Origin of the sequence: Pseudarthrobacter sulfonivorans (genome assembly GCF_001484605.1) — a bacterium.
Classification (GTDB): domain Bacteria; phylum Actinomycetota; class Actinomycetes; order Actinomycetales; family Micrococcaceae; genus Arthrobacter; species Arthrobacter sulfonivorans_A.
On record NZ_CP013747.1, the window covers coordinates 1,690,853 to 1,709,759 of the forward strand.

Consider the following 18,907-nt stretch of genomic DNA (forward strand, 5'->3'; position numbering starts at 1 on the left):
TGATCAGCCACCTTCTGATCAGCCACGTGCCGCCTCCATCCCTGTGGACAGGCCCAGCCCCGACAGTCACCGGCCATTTCGGCCGGCTAATCCAATCGTGATCCGCTGAAGCGGGCCTGTCCAGAGCCCCTGCAGTCGCTGCGAGGACTGCCCGTGGAGGCACACCGGCTTAGGCGATGCGGGTTCCGCGTGCCAGCCTGTGTGCCGGGGTGCGCAGCGAGCGCCAGCCCAGCCACATCAGCAGCCCGGCAAGCAGCAGCTGCAGGCCGAGCCCCAGCGGCCACAAGGGAGTGGACTGTGCCAGGTACTGCGGCTTGGCCTCCCCGTTGGCGCAGGGGTAGGTGCCCTCCGGACCGGCCATGGCGTAGCGTGCACCCTGGCTGATGGATTCGATGGCCCCCACCGGTGACGACATTCCGAGGCCACTGTTGACGCGGACCGTGTAGGGGATGGCATCGGCCACGACCACGTAAGGGTTCATGGCCAGCATCCACGCCACCCTTTCGGTGCGAACTGCTGGCTGGGCGCGCAGCGGTCCGGAGCAGGTGTACTGCGGTTCCTGCGGCGCTGTTTCGTCGGGTACCGGCTGCAGCGGTTCGTAGTTGCGGTACTGCGCTTGGTTGGCCATGATGGTGCCCTGCGAGAGCCCGGTGCCCAGGCCGAAGGCAATCAGGGAACCGAAAACCAGCCCGGCCACGGCAAGGTACGTGACGACAATCGAGAACAGCGGGCGCCCCGCCAGCGCGGAAATTCCGACGCCGATGGCACAGACCACACCCACCTCAACCGCGAGCATCAGCAGGGCCACGATGACATGGCCGGGCGTCATGCCGCCGAGGGACACTCCGATGACCAGGAACGGCGTGCTGGCAACCAGGAAGGCAAGGGCGGCGGCCCACGCCGCGAAGAACTTGCCCCACAGGATCTGTCCGGGACGGAGCAGGGTCACCTGAAGGATGGCCAGGGTCCCGCCGGCGCGGTCGCCGTTGACGGCATTGGCAGACAGTGCGGGCGCCACCAGCAATGCGAAGAGGAGGACAAAGGCCAGGACCACTTCGAAGATCATGGACCCCGGTCCCTGGTCGGGCGGCATGAAGTTGGAGTAGGCGCGCTGGGCTTCGCGCTGGGCGTTCCAGCTGGCCCACGTCAGCCAGGTCACCAGGCCCGTCAGGATGAACCAGATGGCCAGCATGATGTACCAGCCGCGGGACCGGAGCCGCTGCTTGAGTTCCAGGACCACCACATCCCGGATGCCGGCAAGGTAGCCGGCACCAAAGCCGGAAGCCGGCGGGCGCTGCGTTGGTTCTGTCTGCTGGCTCATCGCCGCTCCCCCTCAAGGTTCATGTAAGTCTCTTCCAGGGCACCCGAGGCCGGGGCAAAGGAGCTGACCCCGACGCCGGCCAGCACCAGGTCGCGCAGGAGGCGGGCGGCGTCGTCGTCGTTCAGCAACACCAGGCTGACGGCCGGCCGGCGGCCGTCCTCAACCCGGAACGCCAGGCCCAAGTCCGTGAGTTTGGCGGCGAGCGCTGCGCCGTCCGTTGCCGAGATGGCGTAGCGCCTTCCGGAGGCGGCAGCTGCGTCCGTGGTCTGGTGCCGGACCGTCTTCCCTCGGTTGACGAACACCGCTGCGTCGGCAATTTCGTCCAGCTCGCTGAGCACGTGGGAGGAGACCACAATGGACTTCCCCTCCGCCGCAAGCTGCCGCAGCATCACCCGCAGCTCCACCCGCGATCCCGGGTCCAGGCCTGACGCCGGCTCATCGAGCAGCAGCACGGACGGATCGTGGATCAGTGCGCGGGCCAGGCTGAGGCGCTGCTGCTGACCCCGGGACAGGACACGGGCCGGCTGGTCTGCAAGGTCGCTCAGGCGGACGCGGTCCAGCATCTCGGTGACGCGCTGCGGGATGCCGGCCTTGGGCAGCCGGTAGAAACGGGCTATCTGGGTGAGGATCTCACGGGCGGTCAGGGACTCCCACACGCCCAGGGTGTCCGGCATCCAGCCAATCCTTTTCCGCACTTCCGCGCGGTGGTGCTGCGGATCCAGCCCATCCACCGTGACAGTGCCGGAATCCGGCGCCAGCAGTGAAGCCAGCATGAGCAACAGCGTGGTTTTACCGGCACCGTTGGGGCCGATCAGCGCGGTGACTTTTCCCGACGGAGCATGGAAATCCATGTGCTCGACGGCGTGCACCTGCCCGAAGCTGCGGCTCACCGCGGTGGCGCTGATGCCGTCCTGGCGCGGGCTTTCCGGCTGGGCCGGAATGCCGATTCTGTCCCAGTTTTCTGTCATTTCCCGAGCACCTGTCCCCCAAAGCCGTTCATGCATACTGACTATATGAGCCTACGCCTGAGCCGACGGGCGCAGTATCCGTCGGAAGGCTGAGATTTGGACACAATTCCGCGTCCGGCCACAGGCGGCGATAAACTGGGCTGACACGTCACGCCGTCCAGCCGCAAGGCCGTGCCTGACCTCCAGAACTCCGATTGATCCAGTGAAGGTACGCGCATGAGTACGCCCACTTCCGAAGTGCACACAGCAACGCAGCCACAGGAGCTGCCCGAAGGCACTGCCGTGACCAAACAGCTGATTGTGCAGAAGTTCGGCGGCTCCTCCGTGTCGGATGCCGAGGGCGTCAAGCGCGTCGCCAAGCGCGTGGTCGACGCGCAGCGGGCCGGCAACGAAGTGGTGGTGGTCGTTTCGGCCATGGGCGACACCACCGACGAACTGCTGGACCTCGCCGCCCAGGTGACCGACTCCGCCCCCGCCCGCGAGATGGACATGCTCCTCTCCGCCGGTGAGCGCATCTCCATGGCCCTGCTGGCCATGGCCATCAACAAGTTCGGCGCCTCAGCACAGTCCTTCACCGGCTCCCAGGCCGGCATGATCACGGACGGCATCCATGGCAAGGCGCGCATTATCGACGTCGATCCGCACCGCATCCGCACGGCCCTGGACAAGGGGCACATCGCGATCGTCGCCGGCTTCCAGGGCATGAGCCGTAGCACCAACGAGATCACCACCCTGGGCCGCGGCGGCTCGGACACCACCGCCGTCGCGCTAGCGGCCGCACTCGACGCCGATGTCTGCGAGATCTACACAGACGTTGACGGCATCTATACCGCGGACCCCCGGGTGGTGCCTTCCGCCCAGAAAATCGACACCATCTCCAGCGAGGAAATGCTGGAACTCGCGGCGTCCGGTGCGAAGATCCTGCACCTGCGCTGCGTTGAATATGCGCGCCGGTTCGGTGTGCCGTTGCATGTCCGGTCCTCATTCAGCCAGAACGAAGGCACCTGGGTCATCCCCAGCGCCGAAGACAAGATCACCACTCAAGAGGGAGTTGCCTTGGAGCAGCCAATCATCTCCGGCGTTGCACACGACCGTTCCGAAGCCAAGGTCACTGTGGTGGGTGTACCGGACATTCCCGGCAAGGCGGCCGCGATCTTCCAGGTCATTGCCGACGCCCACTCGAACATCGACATGATCGTGCAGAACGTTTCCACGCACGGCACGGGCCGGACGGATATTTCCTTCACGCTCCCCATCGTCGAAGGCGCGGAGGCCCTGGAAGCGCTCAAGGCCGCGCAGCCGGACATCGGGTTCGAGAACATCGAATACAACGAACAGATCGGCAAACTGTCCCTGATCGGGGCCGGCATGCGGTCACACCCGGGCGTCTCCGCGACGTTCTTCAAGGCCTTGTCCGATGCCGGGATCAACATCAACATGATCTCCACCTCGGAAATCCGGATCTCCGTGGTGACACACGCCGATCTCCTCGATGACGCCGTCCGTGCCATCCACAAGGCCTTCGACCTGGACAGCGAGGACGAGGCAACCGTCTACGGCGGCACCGGGCGCTAGCCCAAGTCACCCTCTAAAAAAGCAACGCGTTGCTTTTGTTTCAGCCCTGTTTGTCCAATTCTTCGCGGCGCACGGCGTAGTGATGACCTTCGGAATCGGTTTCCACTACGAAGTGGGAAAGGTCCTCATCAGAGGCCTGCTCGAACTGATCATGCTTGTGGAGCACGGGCGAATCCGCGTCCAGGCGCGTTGCCGGCCCGAAGACAAAACGGAGCCTGTCAGTCGCGTGCATAAAACCGGTGAGCGCATGTCCCATTGTTTCCACCCCCTTCCCGCGTTGCGGGCGAAAGAGCCGCTACCTCCTTGTGGAGTCAGTGCCCCTATTTTACGCCCGCCTCCCGAAAAAGGGTCTGGTGAGGTTGGGCATGGTGGGGAGGCCGGGGAGGGTCAGCGGAGGGACTGGTCGTCCGGGTTCCTGGGCACAACATAGGTGCTGCCGTCCGGGCGGGTGACCGTTTCCCATTGCTGGGTTTCCCGCTCGCGCTGAACCAGGAGTGCCCGGTTCTCTTCGGTCATGTCATGCACCAGGGAACTGCGGTTGGCCGGGCCGAAAATCGCCCTGAGCTTGCCGGTTGCGCGCATGAACCGCTGGGATGCGTTGCCCTTGTCGGCTGACTTGCCTTTGCCCATGAAAGTGACCCCTTCGATAGAACCCGATTACCCGCTCCAGTGTACGCTAACAATTAGTGCACTAACTATTGGAGGAATGTTATGACGGTACGGGCCGGCGCTGCGCGGCAGCAGGACGATGACCTCCTCTTGGAGCAACAGCTCTGTTTTGCCCTCACCGTGGCATCCAGAAGCGTGGTGGGCGCCTACAAGCCCGTCCTCGAAAAGCTCGGACTCACCCACCCGCAGTACCTTGTGATGCTGTGCCTGTGGGAATCAGCACCCCGCACCCTGCGCAGCATCAGTGAAGCCCTGGCGCAGGCCCCGGCCACCATCTCACCTCTTCTTCGGCGGCTGGAGGAGGCCGGCTTTGTCACCCGCCAACGGGTGGACGGAAACGAACGGACTCTTGCCGTGGGCCTGACCTCGGCCGGCGCCGCGCTGCGTCAGCAGGCCATTTCCGTCCCGGGCACCATGATGGAACGCCTGGGGCTGACCCGTGAGCAGGTGGGCGCGCTGCACAAATCCATGATGGGGCTCATCGCCGCCACCGCCGGATCCAGCGGGCAACCCGTCGGGGAGTAAATGCGGCAAGGCGTAAAATGGCAGCAACCTAGGAGGGTCCATGCGTTTGCGAACAGTACGGCCATTGCTGGCGGTCCTCGCCATTGCCGGGCTCGCTGCCTGTACGGGCACGCCTGACGGGAACGGGACTTCATCCGCCAGCCCCACAGCCAGCCCCACAACCAGCTCCTCCGCCAGCCCGGGCACCTCCGGGTCCCCCGCTCCGGACACCGAGACCACCGTCCCTGCGCCGTCCCCTTCCGCACCCCCGGCCCCGACGGCGGGCCCCGGCGCCGGCAACGCCGAACTTGCCATTATGGTCAAGCCCTCTCCCACCGAAACCGCGGTGAACTACACGCTGGTCTGCCGCGACGGCCTCCCCACCGCTGAGAGCAAACACCCCAGGCCGGAGGCTGCCTGCGCTGCCCTCAAGAACAACGCGGCCCTCCTCAGCCCGGCTCCCAGAAGCAAAGACGTGGCCTGCACCGAACAATACGGCGGCCCGCAGACCGCCACGGTCACCGGGATTGTGGACGACACTCCGGTGGATGCCGCGTTCGCGCGCACCAACGGCTGCGAAATCGGCGCCTGGGACGCAGCCCAGGACGTCCTGGGTGCCAGCGGTGGAGCAGTTTAGCCTGCTGACGGCCGATGCCTGGCGTGCCCGCGAAGAAGCGCACGCCCAACGCGTCCGCCGTTACTCGGATCCCTACCTTGCCCGCCGCTCGGCAGGTCGGAAGCACCCGGTGGAGGACTTTCTTTTCACTTACTACACCCAGAAGCCTGGCCAGCTGCTGCGCTGGCATCCGGGAACCGGCGTCGTACTGACCGCTGAAGCGGCGTCCGCCCGCATGGGCTGGAAGCACTACAAAACGCTCGACGACGGCGAACTCGCCTCCCTTGGGCTGCCGCCAGGAACCCCTGCCGTGACCTTTGACCGCGCCCGGTTCCTGGCCGACCGGCACGAGGCTGTGGCCTTCGCGGACATCATTCTTCGCGGCACCGCTGCCCGGCCCGCGCAGTTCGGCTGCTTCGGGCTGCACGAATGGGCCATGGTCTACCGCCAGGACAAATTCGACCTGCGCCATGAATACCTGCAGCTGAGGCTGGGTTCGGCCGGCACGGACAAAGTGGTGGAGGACAACCGGATCCGGTGCTCACACTTCGACGCCTTCCGCTTTTACACGCCCGACGCGATTGCACTGAACGAACTGGCGCCCAGCCGCGAAAACCAGCGGCACATGGAACAGCCGGGCTGCCTGCACGCCAACATGGACCTCTACAAGTGGGCGTACAAACTGCTGCCCGCGCTGCCCAGCGAACTGGTCATGGATTGCTTCGAACTGTCCTGGCGGATCCGGGCCATGGACATGCAGGCCTCCCCCTACGACCTCGCGGAGTGGGGTTACCCGCCCATTCGAATCGAAACCGCGGAAGGCAAAGCGGCCTACGTTGAGCATCAGCGCGCCTTCGCCGGTGAGGCTGCTGCGCTCCGAGGGCGCCTGGCGCAGGCCTTGGCACCGCTTAGAACTGCGGGGACGGTATGAGGGACCTCGAGCTGACCATAAGGGTCACGGAAGACCCCGACTCCCCCGAGTACGAGTTCCGGCTGATAGTCCGCGATGGCCGCCCTGCCGACGGTTGCACCGTGCCCGATCCCGCAGCAGCGTTGTCAGCGATGGAACGCTTCGGTGAGGACATCTTCTTTCCCAAACCGGGCCCCCCGAAACTCTGCACGCAGCAATACGGCGGGCCGCAGGTGGCCGTTGTGACCGGCTCCATCAACGGCCGTCCCGTCAGTGTGACTTTCCGGCGAACCGATGGCTGTGAAATCTCCCGCTGGCGCGCCATGGCTCCCCTGTTCGGCGGGACAACTGGTTCCCGCGGCGAAATCTGACCATCGGCGGCAGTCACCGCAAAACGGGAACGCCGCCGGAACCAAGCGGTCCGGCGGCGTTCCCATGCCATTGCTGAAGGGCTAGAGATCCATGTTGCGGTTTCCGGAGAACTCCGGAACCTCCTGCTTCTTCTTTTCCTTTTTGACCTTGTCCTTCTTGTCGTTGGCAGGGTCACCGGCAGTTTCATCAGCAGGGACCACCAAAGCACTGCCTGGTGTGACAACCACAGAGACGAAGGTGGGCGCGCTCGAACCGGCGAACGTCACCCGGCCGATATACGAGCCTTCAGCGAGATCCTTCCACTGGAGCTTCAGAATCCCCGACTGGCCGTTCCCGAGCCGCAGCGGATTGGGGGTCACCGTGGCATTTCCCACGTTCGCTCCCAGCACCGCAGCGTCCACGGACGCCTTCGTGGGCTGCCCATTGGGGCTTGCGTAGAGGTTCACAAAAATCGTGTACACGCCCGGAGCCGGGTTCGGAACCGAAATTGATTCACTGGCAGAGGCCGTCTGGGCCAGCAGGGCCTGTCCCGCCGGGTTGAAGACCACCAGGTCGAAGTCGGCGGCCTCGTCCGAGGAAAAGACGGAGAACTTTGCCAGCGGCGATCCTGCCGGAACGGTGACCTCCTTGGCGAAGTTGGACGCGTCCGTATCCAGGGCCAGCGGCCCTGGCACCAGTTCGATGGCCGAGGAGTCAGCCTTGGACAGGCCGTCCAAGGTGATGTTCACGGGCGCGTTGGTGCCCGAAACCACCGGAATGTCGCCCTGCCCCTGGCCTCCTTCCGAGGTAAACGCCAGGTTTGCCGGTGCCACCACCGACTGCGGACGGATGGCCACCGGCGATGCCACATTCTTGCCGGCACCCTGCCAGATGAGGTTGCCCATGGCAAACTGCCCCAGGGCAGCGCTGGTGTTCTCGAACTTGACCTTGAAGGTGCGCTTCTCGCCGGCAGCATTGAAGCTAAGGATCGACGGCGTGACCGTCACCTTGACGCCAGGAACGCTGGCCTTGGCCCGGTAAACGCCCGGGGTCAGCGCGGTGACAGTCCGCGTGACCTCTGTCTTGCCGGTGAGTGCCCCCAGCGCGAACGAGGCAACATTCATATCCCGCGGTGCGGTTGTTCCGAGATCCGGGATTCCCAGGTCCAGGCCCGTTCCCTGAATGAACTTCAGGTAGTCGTCCTCGGAATTGTCGTAGACCAGGCCGGGATCCAGGACCCGCGCAATGTCCACCTGGCCAGCGCCGGTGGCGAACACGTCACCGTTCCGGCTGCCGTCTGCGTTCTTGATATCAGCTGCCGTGGTCATCATGGCTGACTTGACGGTGGCCGGAGACCATGTGGGGTTCTTGGCCAGAATCAAGGCGCCAAATCCGGCCACGTGCGGCGCGGCCATCGACGTCCCGGACATCATGCCGAACTGGTCGCCGCCGGAACCGATGGGCGACACACCTGCCAGCACTGCCACACCCGGGGCCGCCACGTCAGGCTTGAGCAGATCCGAGCCGGTAGCGAGCAGCGGGCCCCGGGAAGAGAAGCCGGCGATCTGCGGCTGCGGCGCGGCCGGAAGGCCGGTGGTGTCCGTGTTCACCAGGGAGACCTTGATGCCGGGGTTGGCGATGATCTTGTCCTTGATCTGCTGCGTGGCCGGCGGGTTCACGTGCACTGTGGGGACTGCGTGGCGGTCAAGGTCCTCGGAGGAGGTGGTTACGTTGACCAGAATCATGCCGATGCCGCCGGCGCGCTGCACCTCGGCGCTCTTGGCTACCCGGTCCACCACCCCGCGGTCGCAGACAACAATCTTCCCTGTCACCTTGGCGGGATCCAGCGCATTGGGTGCGCACAGTTCCGGGTTTGCTGCGCCGGCGGCTGCGGCACTTGCCGCCAGCACAACGTTGCTCGCAGGAACGGGAGCGGACATAAGACTGGCGCCGCGGTACTTGCTGCCGTCCTCAAATTCGACGGTTCCCTGCAACTCCGTGGAGAAGGAGCTTGCGGCCACTGTGGTCAGCCACGGAGCGCCGTGGTTCACGGTGCTTGCCGTGGGTCCCGAGTTTCCGGCGGATGCGGCAACAAAGATTCCGGCGGACGCCGCGGAAAGGAAAGCCAGGGAAACCGGGTCCGTGGTGGTTGAGGTGCTGCCGGAGATGGAGTAGTTCAGCACATCCACACCGTCCAGGATGGCTTGATTGATCGCGGCCACGGACGCGGAGCTGTAGCAGCCGCCCGTGGCCGGGTTGTCGTCCTCCCAGCAGACCTTGTAGACGGAGATCTTTGCCGCCGGTGCCACACCGCCGGTGATGCCCATATCGGTTGCACCAAGGTTGGCCCGGACGTTCGCGTTGCCTGCGGCTGTGCTGGCAGTGTGCGTCCCGTGGCTTCCCACATCCACAGGCGAAATCAGCTCTTCGGGCGCACGGTTCTCCGGCGCCACGTACGCCAAGTAGTCGTCAGCGAAGTAGCGGGCACTCAGGACTTTGGAGTTGCAGGCGCTGCCGTCAAACGAAGCCCCGGTCCCCTGGCCCTTCTGGCACTCACCGACGAACGTATCGCCGTCGGACTTGAGCATGGCGATGTTGCCGTCCGCGGTGCGGTACGGGGCGCCCACCTGGGCCTGGCCGGCGAGGGGTTGCACGTCGTCCCCGGCGAAGAACGGGTTGGAGGGCGTGTAGCCGGAGTCGATAACGCCCACTACGACGCCTTTGCCGGCATTTTCCTGCCCGCCGAAGGCAGTCTTCCAGAGGCCGTTTTCTCCGCTAAGCCCAAGGAAATCCGTGCTGGAGTAATCCGGCGCGTTCTCCGTGTCCGGTGCCACCACCAGGACGGCCGGGTCCTTGGCGAGCTTAACGGCCTGGTCGGCGGTCAGATCGGCCGAGAACCCGTTGATCGCAGCGGTGTACTGGCGCTTGATCCGGACGCTTTCGGACCCGGCCACAGCGTTCTGCCTGCCCTCAAGGTGCGCCTGGTACTGCTGGACTTCGGGCCGGTCGGCGTCAAGCTTTCGGCCGTTCTGGGGCTTCGTCGCCGCGAGTCCGGGAGACCCGCCGTCGTAGGTGGCCGCCGGCTTCTCTGCAAGCACCACAATGTAACGGCCGGCGGGGTAGTCGCCGGGGTTGATCTTCTTTGCTGCCACTGCCGTGTTGGCTTCAGCGGGCGCCGCGGTAGCGGGGCTCATCGCTATCGAAGACAGGAGCAACGGCAAGCCCACAGCCAATGCCGCCGCCTTCCGGAGTCCTCCGCCCCGAATGAGGCTTTTTCCAGTTGATTTCACGAGCGACTACACCTTTCACGAGGAACGGCCGGCCACGTTGCCGGTCTGGAGCAGCTGGGAACGGCACACGGTATTACAGGTTTTGTAATACTGTGACCAGCCGTTACAAACAGTACAGACTGAGAGCTGAATATGACATAGGACACATCGGGCGTATACGTCAATCATGCAGCTACAATGCGGGGCCGGGAAGGCACAAAAGAAAGACCCCCACGCGGGCCGGACTTTGGGTAGTCCAGCTCGGCGCGGAGGTCTTCGTTGGTGTTAGGAAAAGACGACGGCTCAGCCCTTGGGCGTCACCTGCAGCCGGTCGAAGGAGACCTGCTTGCCGTCCTTGTCCAGCACCACCACGTCGTCGCGGCCGCTCTGCACACCTGAGGGCAGGATGAACTCCACGGTGTTGTCGGTGGTGGGGAAAATCCAGCCGATCCGGTAGCTCTTCTTGTTCAGGTACACGTAGTACCACTGGCCGTAGTCGAGACCCTTCAGGGTCACCTTCTGGCCGTTGCGGTACTTGTCCTGCGTGCCGAGGTCGAACGGAGCCGTCTGTTCCTCAAGGTCCTGGACGGCGAGGACGGGGACCGTCTCGGGCTGCGACGGCAGGAGAGCCAGCACCAGCGCGCCGCCGGTCACCGTGGCGGTGACTTCCTTGGCGCCGTTGGTGGCAGTTGCCGCGAACGAGACCGCGTCGAGCCGGCCTGCCGCGATGTCGGCTGCGGTCAGGACGTGCTCGCGCGTTGCCGTCACGGTCCCGCCAACGGCCAGGGCGTCCTGGCTGATGGAGGCGTCCGGGGCACTGAGCCCGGTCAGGGCGACGTTGCCGGCGTTGCCTACGGTGTAGGCGTATGAGACGGTATCGCCTTCGCTGGCGAAACGGTCACCGTCGGCGTCGCTCCACTCAGCCGAAACGGTGCCTTCCAGTTTGGCGTCGCGGACCTTCAGGTCCAGTTCGCCACCGTCGACCGTGTAGACCTTGCTGCTCTGGCCTGCGGAACTGACTTCCCACGTGGTCTTCGGAACGAAGTAGCCCTGCTCCGCCTCGGCACCGGTCACGGTGTGGCGCGGCGTGGCGCAGGTGTAGCCCTGGCCGGCCGGCAGCACGCCGTAGCGGCAGTTGCCCGGGCCTTCGGGAACGAACGGGCTGAAGTTACCGGCGGTGGGGACCACTTTTTCCACGAGCGGGCTCGTGTTGCTCACACTGAACGTGTACGGGAAGGCATCGCCGGTAGCGTACGGCTGAGTGGCAAGATCGCGCCCCTCGTCGCCCCGGGCACCGGTGATGCTGGCGGAAACCAGACCGTCACGCAGTGCCACCGCGGCGCCGGTGAACGGAACCGTCTTGGTGAGCGACGGCGTCGCGCTGGCCGTGACCGTGAAACTCGCCTCGGGGACGAAGTAGCCGCGGGCGATGTCCTCGGCCGTCAGCGTGTGCTTGGCCGTGGTGCAGTTGTAGTTTGCACCCGCGGCCAGGCTGTTGAACCGGCAGTTCGGAACACTGGGTGCGCCGGGGGCCGGCGGCAGGAAGCCTGTCTCAAAGTTGCCGGATGTGGGCTCTGAATTCGCCGTGACGTTGGCGGTGCTCTTGACGTTGAACGTGTAGCCCAGGACGTCACCCGCCTGGTAGGGGCTGGCGATGACGTCGCGGGCCGGAGCCGTTCCGGTGATGGTGAGGCCCACTTGCGGAGCTGCCGGGACGGTGGCGGTGAAGGTGAACTGCGAAACCCGGCCATCCGCCGTCGTAAAGGCAGCGTTCAGGTTCTGCGGACCGCTGGCGTTCGCTGGTGCGGTCAGGTCAACATTGACGGTGGCCGAGGCGCCGGGCGCGACGTCGGGCACGGGCACCGTGGTGGCGGTCCAGCCGGTGGGAGTGTAGACCGTGGCGTTGGCGCCGGAAAGTGTGGTGGCCTCCTGGTTGGTCACGGTGACCGCTACCTGCTTGGTGGCGCCGGCGGTGGTGGTGAGTGCCGGTACGGACAGCGGGGCGCAGGCGTAGTTCAGCCAGGCGTCGTCGAACTTCGCGAACTGGATGTTGTCCGTGTAGTTGCCTTCATACAGGACACCGAACTTGCCGTCCCCGAGCCGGGACACGGTGGAGTAGGCGGAGAAACCGGAGCGGACGGTGCGCACACCAGGCCAGGTGGCGCCGTCGTCGCAGGAGATACGGGCAGAGACATTCTCGCGGCCGGTCTTGGAATTGGAGTTGGTGAAGATGAGCTTCTTGGCGTCCGCTGAGCCCTGGGCCGCGGCCGGGAACATCCGGGCGATGGAACCGTTGTTTGCCGGGTCCGGCAGTTCGGTGTCCTGGGTGACCGGACCATAGGTGGCGCCGCCGTCAGTGGAGATGGCCACCTTGCGGTAGCCCTGGTTGGCGTTGTCGCGCGAGTTCAGCATTACGCGGCCGTCGGAAAGTTCCACGGTTTTGTTCTCGTCCATGCGGTCGCCCACGTTGGCGCCCTTGTGCCAGGTCACGCCGTGATCGTCCGAGTAGACGCTGTAGGCCTGGATCTTGTTGGTGCCGTCGGCCTGGCGCACATCGCCGGCGTACTGCTGGACCAGGCGGCCCTTGTATTGGCCGTACTTGAGCTGGATGCCTTCGCCGGAGGACGCGAAGTTGGAGCGGATATCGCCGGCCACCGGACTGGTCTTGCTGGTGCCCGGCTTGGTGACGTTGGTGATGAGCCTTGGCTGCGTCCACGTGACGCCGCCGTCGGAGGATTCGATCACGGCGGAGGAGATCACGCTGCGGTCGGCGTCGTCGTTGCCGAACTGGCTGCCGAAGAAGCCCTGGTCCTTGGAGTACACGAACAGCGCGAAGACCTTCCCGGCCTCGGCGTCGTAGATGTAGGACGGATCACTGTAGCCGTATTTGGGGCCCGTGGCGTCGCCCACGTGGCCGGCGGCGATGACCTGCACGGGGCCCCAGGTCTGGCCGCCGTCGGTGCTGCGGCGCTGCACGATCGAGTTGGGGTTCGGAGCGTCTGCAGCGCTGCCGGGGCGGCCGTCCCACGAGGCGAGCACCACGTTGTTGCCCAGGTAGGTCAGGGCCGGGATCCGGTAGAAGAAGTTCGCCGCAGTCCGGTCGGCGCCGTTATTGGCCTCCGCGAATGAGCCGGGAGGAGCGGTGAGGTTGTTCGGGGGGATCGGTGCCGCCTGCGCGGCGATCCCGGATCCGGCGAGCAGCGCCAGCGCTACCAGCCCGGCTCCTGCGGTCCGGCCAATACTTCGGTGCCTGTTCCGCTTAGTAGAAATTCGCAAATCCATATCCTTTCAAGGCGCCGCGGGGCGGCGGATCGGGAGAATTCGGCCGTGAGGGGCGGTCTTGGCACCCAAGGGGATACCACCTGCCACATACGACGTCCTACGACCCTAGTGTTTAGAACGTCACATGGCTAGGACTTTCCGGACGTTGTTTGGGAGAGGCGTGGAGCGGGGCACAAAAACGGGCGCCCCCGTTCAGGGACGCCCGGTTGAGGTTTGGGCAAAGACTTGAGGCCTGGATAAGGAGTGGGCTCCTACTGCCTGGGCGTCCGAACCACGTCGCTGATCCACTGGCGGGTCTTTTCGTCCACGGGGCCGGCCACGCGCGTTTCCCGGGCAGCCCGGTCCGCCTTGATCTTCTGCACAACCATCCGGCCCAACCCGGCAAAAACGGCCACGGCCATCATCGGCAACAGCAGAGATTTCGATTTTTCAGCCATGCCGCAATCCTAGTGACGCTTGCTCCGCGAGGCCATAGCCGCCGTCGTCCTCCACCTCCCGAAAGCCCGCCCCGCCGCGATGACTGTGGCCGATCCCACCGAATACAGGGTGCGGCGCTCGGCCCGGTAGAATGGCCTAGCAAGCTCGCGGAGCGCCCGTCCACACTGTTCGAAAAAGAACGTCCCCAGCATCCCGGAACGGCGTAAGACGGCGTGACTCCGCTGCGCCCTTACCCAATGCTCACGCACAGGAGTTGCCGGATGCCCCGGATCGTTGTTGACGTCATGCCCAAGCCCGAGATTCTGGACCCGCAGGGGAAGGCCATCGTGGGTGCACTCCCCCGTCTGGGCTTCACCAGCTTTAGCTCTGTCCGCCAGGGCAAGCGCTTCGAACTGACGGTTGAGGGCGAGGTGACCGACGCAATCCTGGCCCAGGCCCGCGAAGCCGCCGAGACCCTGCTGTCCAACCCCGTGATCGAAGACGTCGTCAACGTCGAGGTCGTCGAGGCCTGAGATGACTGAACTTCCCTTGATCGGCGAGGCAATTGCCGTCGCCGCCGAGCCCCGGCTCGCCGGTGCCCGGATCGGCGTTGTTACTTTCCCAGGCACCCTTGACGACCGCGACGCCGCCCGTGCAGTCCGGCTCGCCGGCGGCACCGCAGTGCCGCTCTGGCACGCGGACACCACCCTGGGTGACGTGGACGCCGTCGTAATCCCCGGCGGTTTCTCGTACGGCGACTACCTCCGCGCCGGCGCAATTGCCCGCTTCGCGCCGCTGATGTCCAAAATCATCGACGCCGCCAACTCCGATGCCAAGCTGCCCGTGCTGGGCATCTGCAACGGCTTCCAGATCCTGACCGAATCGCACCTGCTGCCCGGCTCCATGATCAAGAACGACCACCTGAAGTTCATGTGCCGCGACCAGGTCCTGCGGGTGGAAAACAGCAACACCGCCTGGACGCTGGACTACGAGGCCGGCCAGGAAATCACGGTTCCGCTGAAGAACCAGGACGGCCAGTACATCGCCGACGAAAAGGTCCTGGACGCGCTCGAGGCTGAAGGCCGCGTGGTGTTCCGCTACGTGGGCTTCAACCCCAACGGCTCCCGCCGCGACATCGCCGGCATCTCCAACGCCGCTGGCAACGTGGTGGGACTCATGCCGCACCCGGAGCACGCGGTGGAGGTCGGCTTCGGCCCCGAATCCCTGGACGGGATCGGCGGCTCCGACACCGACGGCCTGGGTTTCTTCACCTCCGTACTGAACAAGATTGTGGGAGGCAACAAATGACCGAGATCAATTCGGTGGTCGAGCCTGTCGAGACCAAGAAGTTCAATATCGACACCGTCGAGAACGCTGCCAAAACGCCGGACACCGAACTGCCGTGGGCCGAACTGGGCCTGAAGCAGAACGAGTTCGATGAGGTAGTCAAGGTCCTGGGCCGCCGCCCCACCGGCGCCGAGCTGGCCATGTACTCCGTGATGTGGAGCGAGCACTGCTCCTACAAGTCCTCGAAGAACCACCTGCGCCAGTTCGGCGAAAAGGTGACCGACGAGATGAAGAAGGACATGCTGGTGGGCATCGGCGAGAACGCCGGCGTCACCAACCTGGGCGACGGCTGGGCCGTGACGTTCAAGATCGAGTCCCACAACTCGCCGTCGTTCGTGGAGCCCTACCAGGGTGCTGCCACCGGCATCGGCGGCATTGTCCGCGACATCATCTCCATGGGCGCCCGCCCGGTGGCCGTGATGGATCCGCTGCGCTTCGGCGCCATCGACCACCCGGACACAGCCCGCGTCATGCACGGTGCCGTTGCCGGCATCGGCGGCTACGGCAACTCGCTGGGCCTGCCGAACATCGGCGGCGAAATGGTCTTCGATTCTGTTTACCAGGGCAACCCGCTCGTTAACGCGCTGGCTGTTGGCGTGATGCGCCACGAGGACATCCGCCTGGCCAACGCGTCCGGCAAGGGCAACAAGGTGGTCCTGTTCGGTGCACGCACCGGCGGCGACGGCATCGGCGGCGCCTCGGTGCTGGCCTCGGAGTCCTTCGACGACACCAAGCCGTCCAAGCGCCCCGCCGTCCAGGTGGGCGACCCCTTCGCCGAGAAGGTCCTGATCGAGTGCTGCCTGGAGCTCTTCAAGGGCTCGCTGGTTGAAGGTATCCAGGACCTCGGCGCCGCTGGCATCTCCTGCGCCACGTCCGAGCTCGCCTCCAACGGCGACGGAGGCATGGAAGTTGAGCTGACCTCCGTCCTGCTGCGCGACCCCACGCTGACCCCGGGCGAAATCCTGATGTCCGAGTCGCAGGAACGCATGATGGCCGTGGTCACCCCGGAGAACATCGCTGCCTTCGAAGCTGTCATGGACAAGTGGGCCGTGGAGTACTCCTGGCTCGGCGAGGTCACCGACACCGGCCGCCTGATCATCACCTGGGACGGCGTGGTCATCGTGGACGTCGACCCGCGCACCGTGGCCCACGACGGCCCCGTGTATGACCGCCCGTACGCCCGCCCCTCATGGCAGGATTCCGTACAGGCCGATTCCTTCACCGGCTCAGTGCAGGACACCGGCCGCCCCTCCGCCCCCGCGGAACTGGCTGCCGCCGTCACCGAGCTCGTGGCCTCGCCGAACATGTGCAGCAAGGACTGGATCACCAACCAGTACGACCGGTACGTGGGCGGCAACACCGCCCTGGCGTTCCCGGACGACGCCGGCGTGGTCCGGGTGGACGAGGAAACCGGCCTGGGCGTTGCCCTGGCCACCGACGCCAACGGCCGCTACACCTACCTCGATCCGTACCACGGCGCACAGCTGGCGCTGGCCGAGGCCTACCGCAACGTGGCCACCTCCGGCGCCGTGCCCATGGCCGTCAGCGACTGCCTGAACTTCGGTTCCCCCGAGGACCCGGACGTCATGTGGCAGCTCGCGGAGGCCATCCGCGGCCTGTCCGACGCCTGCATGGTGCTGGGCATCCCTGTCACCGGCGGCAACGTCTCGCTCTACAACCAGACGGGCACCACACCCATCCACCCCTCCCCCGTGGTGGCAGTGCTGGGCAAGCTCGACGACGTCGCCCGCCGCACGCCGTCGGGCTGGCGCGAGGACGGTCAGGCCATCTACCTGCTGGGTACGACGGCGGCAGAACTGGACGGTTCCGAATGGGCCAACATGCGCGGTCACCTCGGTGGACTGCCGCCCAAGGTTGACCTCGCCGCCGAACGCGAGCTGGGCGAAATCCTGATCAACGCATCCCGCGACGGCATGGTGGACTCCGCGCACGACCTCTCCGAAGGCGGCCTCGCGGCAGCCCTGGTGGAGTCCGCACTGCGCTACGGCGTGGGTGCCCGGATCGCCCTGCAGGACGTTCTGGACCGCGACGGCGTGGACCTGTTCACGGCGCTGTTCTCGGAGTCCCAGGGCCGCGCGGTTGTCGGCGTGCCCCGCTCGGAAGAGGTCCGGTTCAAGGACATGTGCACGGCCCGCGGCTTTGCCCACACCCGCATCGGCGTGGTGGACGCAGCCAGCGGCAACCTGGAGATCAACGGCGTGGACACCATGTCCCTGGCCGCCCTCCGCGCAGCCCACGAGGCGACCCTGCCGAAGTACTTCGGCTAGTCTTTCCTAAATGCAACGCGGGGTCACTTTCCGCCCAATAATCCCCTTGGGATGGGCGAGAAGTGACCCCGCGTTGGTTTAATCGTCGCTGCGGAGCTCCCGCTGCCTTGAGCTGAGCAGGTCAATCTCCGGCCGGGCGGCCACAAAGCGTTCGACGGCGGTGAGCACCTCCACGAGGTGCGCCCGGTCTGCTGCCACCAGGCCGGCGCCCACCTGCGAGCGCCGGTACTGGTCGTGGTCCCCCACCTCCGCGACGGACACATCGAAGCGGCGCTTGAGCTCGGCCAGCAGCGGCCTGATAACGGAGCGCTTCTCCTTCAGGCTCTGGACATCGCCCAGGAGGATGTCGAATTCAATCCAGCCGATCCACATGCAGTAATCGTATCGACTGCTCCGACGGGGTCAGATGGTCAGTTCGCCCATCCGGTCCCAGCCGTCGCCGTCGAGCTGGCGGCTGATGATGCGCGGCGTCTCGGCCAGCGCCTGCGGCATGTCCGCCATGGCCTGCTTGAAGTGTGTGCTGTTGACGTGGTCCCCGGCGGCGTCGTCCTTGAAGGCTTCCACCAGGACAAACTCGTTGGGGTCATCCACACTGCGGGACCAGTCGAACCACAGGTTGCCGGGCTCCGCGCGTGTGGCTTGGGTAAACGCGTCAACGAGGCCGAGCCAGCGCTCGGACCAATCGGGTTTGACCTTGAATTTCACGACGATGAAGATCATGCGGTTTCCTTCCGTTGCAGGGGTGTGGGTTGATCAGCCTGCGGCCAGGGCAGGGTCACAGGCCTGGATGGCCTCACGTGCAGCCTGCTGCTGCGCCGGGGTTCCTGCCCGTTCCGCCCACTGTTCGGCCAGTTGGAACTCCACCAGCGCTTCGGCGAACTGGCCGGCGCCGTGGAAGGTCCAGCCGAGGTTGTTGTGCAACGCCACCATCCAGCGCCGTGTGTGCGGATCGTGGGCGGTAGACGCGTATTCGAGGGCGCTCCGGGTCCACAGCTCAGCATGGGCGGAGTCTGCCAGGGCCAGCATGTGCAGCGCGTCGGCGGCGAGGAACTCCTCGCCGAGGTGGTCGCCGAGCTCGGCTGCCTGTTCGAACAGGGGTACGGCCATGGCGGCATGGCCGCTGGAGTTCAGGACGCGTCCGCGTTCCAGCAGGATGCGCACTCCGACGGTGGGTTCTTCCTCGCCGTCCACGGAGTCCAGCAAGGCATCCGCCTCCTCGTAGCGGCCCTGCAGCCCAATGGCCCGGCCAAGCTGCGTGGCGAGTTCGGCCTTTTCGTAGGTGTCGTAGGTCGGGTCAGCAAGGGCGTCCCGGAAGCGCTGTTCGGACAGCTCGGGATCCCCAAAATTCCATAGGCGGTCAAGGGTCGATTGGTCCAGCATGTACCTTCTC

18 protein-coding genes are annotated in these 18,907 nt (G+C 65.6%); 8 read left to right on the forward strand and 10 right to left on the reverse strand.

What is annotated here, in order from left to right; all coding sequences use genetic code 11:
• Window positions 1-169 precede the first annotated feature (169 nt).
• Both AU252_RS07400 and AU252_RS07405 read right to left on the reverse strand, forming a co-directional pair.
• Window positions 170-1,321 carry an ABC transporter permease gene (locus AU252_RS07400; RefSeq protein WP_058930161.1) on the reverse strand — a complete coding sequence of 384 codons (1,152 nt, stop codon included), beginning with the start codon at window positions 1,319-1,321 and terminating at the stop codon, window positions 170-172.
• Entirely contained in the window at window positions 1,318-2,289 is a 972-nt protein-coding gene (locus AU252_RS07405; RefSeq protein WP_058930162.1) for an ABC transporter ATP-binding protein, read from the reverse strand. Before AU252_RS07405 ends, AU252_RS07400 begins: the two co-directional genes overlap by 4 nt.
• Before the next feature lie 216 nt (window positions 2,290-2,505).
• Here AU252_RS07405 and AU252_RS07410 point away from each other — a divergent pair, with 216 nt between their 5' ends.
• Window positions 2,506-3,864: an aspartate kinase gene (locus tag AU252_RS07410; RefSeq protein WP_058930163.1), complete on the forward strand. Its 1,359-nt coding sequence runs from the start codon at window positions 2,506-2,508 to the stop codon at window positions 3,862-3,864.
• 40 nt (window positions 3,865-3,904) lie between these two features.
• Here AU252_RS07410 and AU252_RS07415 read toward each other — a convergent pair whose 3' ends face one another.
• Window positions 3,905-4,120, reverse strand: coding sequence for a hypothetical protein (locus AU252_RS07415; RefSeq protein ID WP_058930164.1), 216 nt, complete (start codon window positions 4,118-4,120; stop codon window positions 3,905-3,907).
• 131 nt (window positions 4,121-4,251) lie between these two features.
• Window positions 4,252-4,494 (reverse strand): hypothetical protein, encoded by a 243-nt coding sequence (locus AU252_RS07420; RefSeq protein ID WP_058930165.1) that lies wholly within the window; start codon window positions 4,492-4,494, stop codon window positions 4,252-4,254.
• Window positions 4,495-4,575: 81 nt separating this feature from the next.
• Here AU252_RS07420 and AU252_RS07425 point away from each other — a divergent pair, with 81 nt between their 5' ends.
• The 4 genes from AU252_RS07425 to AU252_RS07440 are packed head-to-tail and all read left to right on the forward strand — an operon-like array spanning window position 4,576 to window position 6,934.
• On the forward strand, window positions 4,576-5,058 hold the full coding sequence (locus AU252_RS07425) for a MarR family winged helix-turn-helix transcriptional regulator (RefSeq protein ID WP_058930166.1): 483 nt from the start codon (window positions 4,576-4,578) through the stop codon (window positions 5,056-5,058).
• Between the two features lie 40 nt (window positions 5,059-5,098).
• Complete coding sequence (locus AU252_RS07430; protein ID WP_058930167.1) at window positions 5,099-5,674, forward strand: SSI family serine proteinase inhibitor; 576 nt, start codon at window positions 5,099-5,101, stop codon at window positions 5,672-5,674.
• On the forward strand, window positions 5,652-6,584 hold the full coding sequence (locus AU252_RS07435) for a 3-methyladenine DNA glycosylase (RefSeq protein ID WP_205630654.1): 933 nt from the start codon (window positions 5,652-5,654) through the stop codon (window positions 6,582-6,584). Before AU252_RS07430 ends, AU252_RS07435 begins: the two co-directional genes overlap by 23 nt.
• Window positions 6,581-6,934, forward strand: coding sequence for a hypothetical protein (locus AU252_RS07440; RefSeq protein WP_058930169.1), 354 nt, complete (start codon window positions 6,581-6,583; stop codon window positions 6,932-6,934). Before AU252_RS07435 ends, AU252_RS07440 begins: the two co-directional genes overlap by 4 nt.
• Before the next feature lie 81 nt (window positions 6,935-7,015).
• On the opposite strand, the gene AU252_RS07445 is transcribed toward AU252_RS07440, so the two are convergent.
• The 3 genes from AU252_RS07445 to AU252_RS07455 form a co-directional block, all read right to left on the reverse strand.
• Window positions 7,016-10,180: a S8 family peptidase gene (locus AU252_RS07445; protein ID WP_430929482.1), complete on the reverse strand. Its 3,165-nt coding sequence runs from the start codon at window positions 10,178-10,180 to the stop codon at window positions 7,016-7,018.
• Window positions 10,181-10,486: 306 nt separating this feature from the next.
• Window positions 10,487-13,459 carry an exo-alpha-sialidase gene (locus AU252_RS07450; RefSeq protein ID WP_240484342.1) on the reverse strand — a complete coding sequence of 991 codons (2,973 nt, stop codon included), beginning with the start codon at window positions 13,457-13,459 and terminating at the stop codon, window positions 10,487-10,489.
• Between the two features lie 257 nt (window positions 13,460-13,716).
• Window positions 13,717-13,902, reverse strand: a complete 186-nt coding sequence (locus tag AU252_RS07455) for a hypothetical protein (protein WP_058930172.1) — start codon at window positions 13,900-13,902, stop codon at window positions 13,717-13,719.
• Window positions 13,903-14,163: 261 nt separating this feature from the next.
• Here AU252_RS07455 and purS point away from each other — a divergent pair, with 261 nt between their 5' ends.
• Genes purS through purL form a run of 3 tightly spaced genes read left to right on the forward strand, consistent with a single transcriptional unit; the run spans window position 14,164 to window position 17,517 of the window.
• The gene (gene purS / locus AU252_RS07465; RefSeq protein WP_056348600.1) at window positions 14,164-14,415 is read left to right on the forward strand and encodes a phosphoribosylformylglycinamidine synthase subunit PurS; all 252 of its coding nucleotides are present in this window, start codon (window positions 14,164-14,166) and stop codon (window positions 14,413-14,415) included.
• 1 nt (window position 14,416) lies between these two features.
• Window positions 14,417-15,190, forward strand: coding sequence for a phosphoribosylformylglycinamidine synthase subunit PurQ (purQ, locus tag AU252_RS07470; RefSeq protein ID WP_058930174.1), 774 nt, complete (start codon window positions 14,417-14,419; stop codon window positions 15,188-15,190).
• A complete protein-coding gene (purL, locus tag AU252_RS07475; protein WP_058930175.1) occupies window positions 15,187-17,517 on the forward strand; it encodes a phosphoribosylformylglycinamidine synthase subunit PurL in 2,331 nt (776 codons plus the stop codon). Before purQ ends, purL begins: the two co-directional genes overlap by 4 nt.
• Window positions 17,518-17,595: 78 nt before the next feature.
• Here the strand turns inward: purL and AU252_RS07480 are convergent, their stop codons facing one another.
• Genes AU252_RS07480 through AU252_RS07490 form a run of 3 tightly spaced genes read right to left on the reverse strand, consistent with a single transcriptional unit; the run spans window position 17,596 to window position 18,897 of the window.
• Window positions 17,596-17,889 (reverse strand): DUF503 domain-containing protein, encoded by a 294-nt coding sequence (locus AU252_RS07480; RefSeq protein ID WP_058930176.1) that lies wholly within the window; start codon window positions 17,887-17,889, stop codon window positions 17,596-17,598.
• 30 nt (window positions 17,890-17,919) lie between these two features.
• Complete coding sequence (locus AU252_RS07485) at window positions 17,920-18,237, reverse strand: putative quinol monooxygenase (protein ID WP_058930177.1); 318 nt, start codon at window positions 18,235-18,237, stop codon at window positions 17,920-17,922.
• Window positions 18,238-18,270: 33 nt separating this feature from the next.
• Entirely contained in the window at window positions 18,271-18,897 is a 627-nt protein-coding gene (locus AU252_RS07490) for a hypothetical protein (RefSeq protein WP_058930178.1), read from the reverse strand.
• Window positions 18,898-18,907 lie beyond the last annotated feature (10 nt).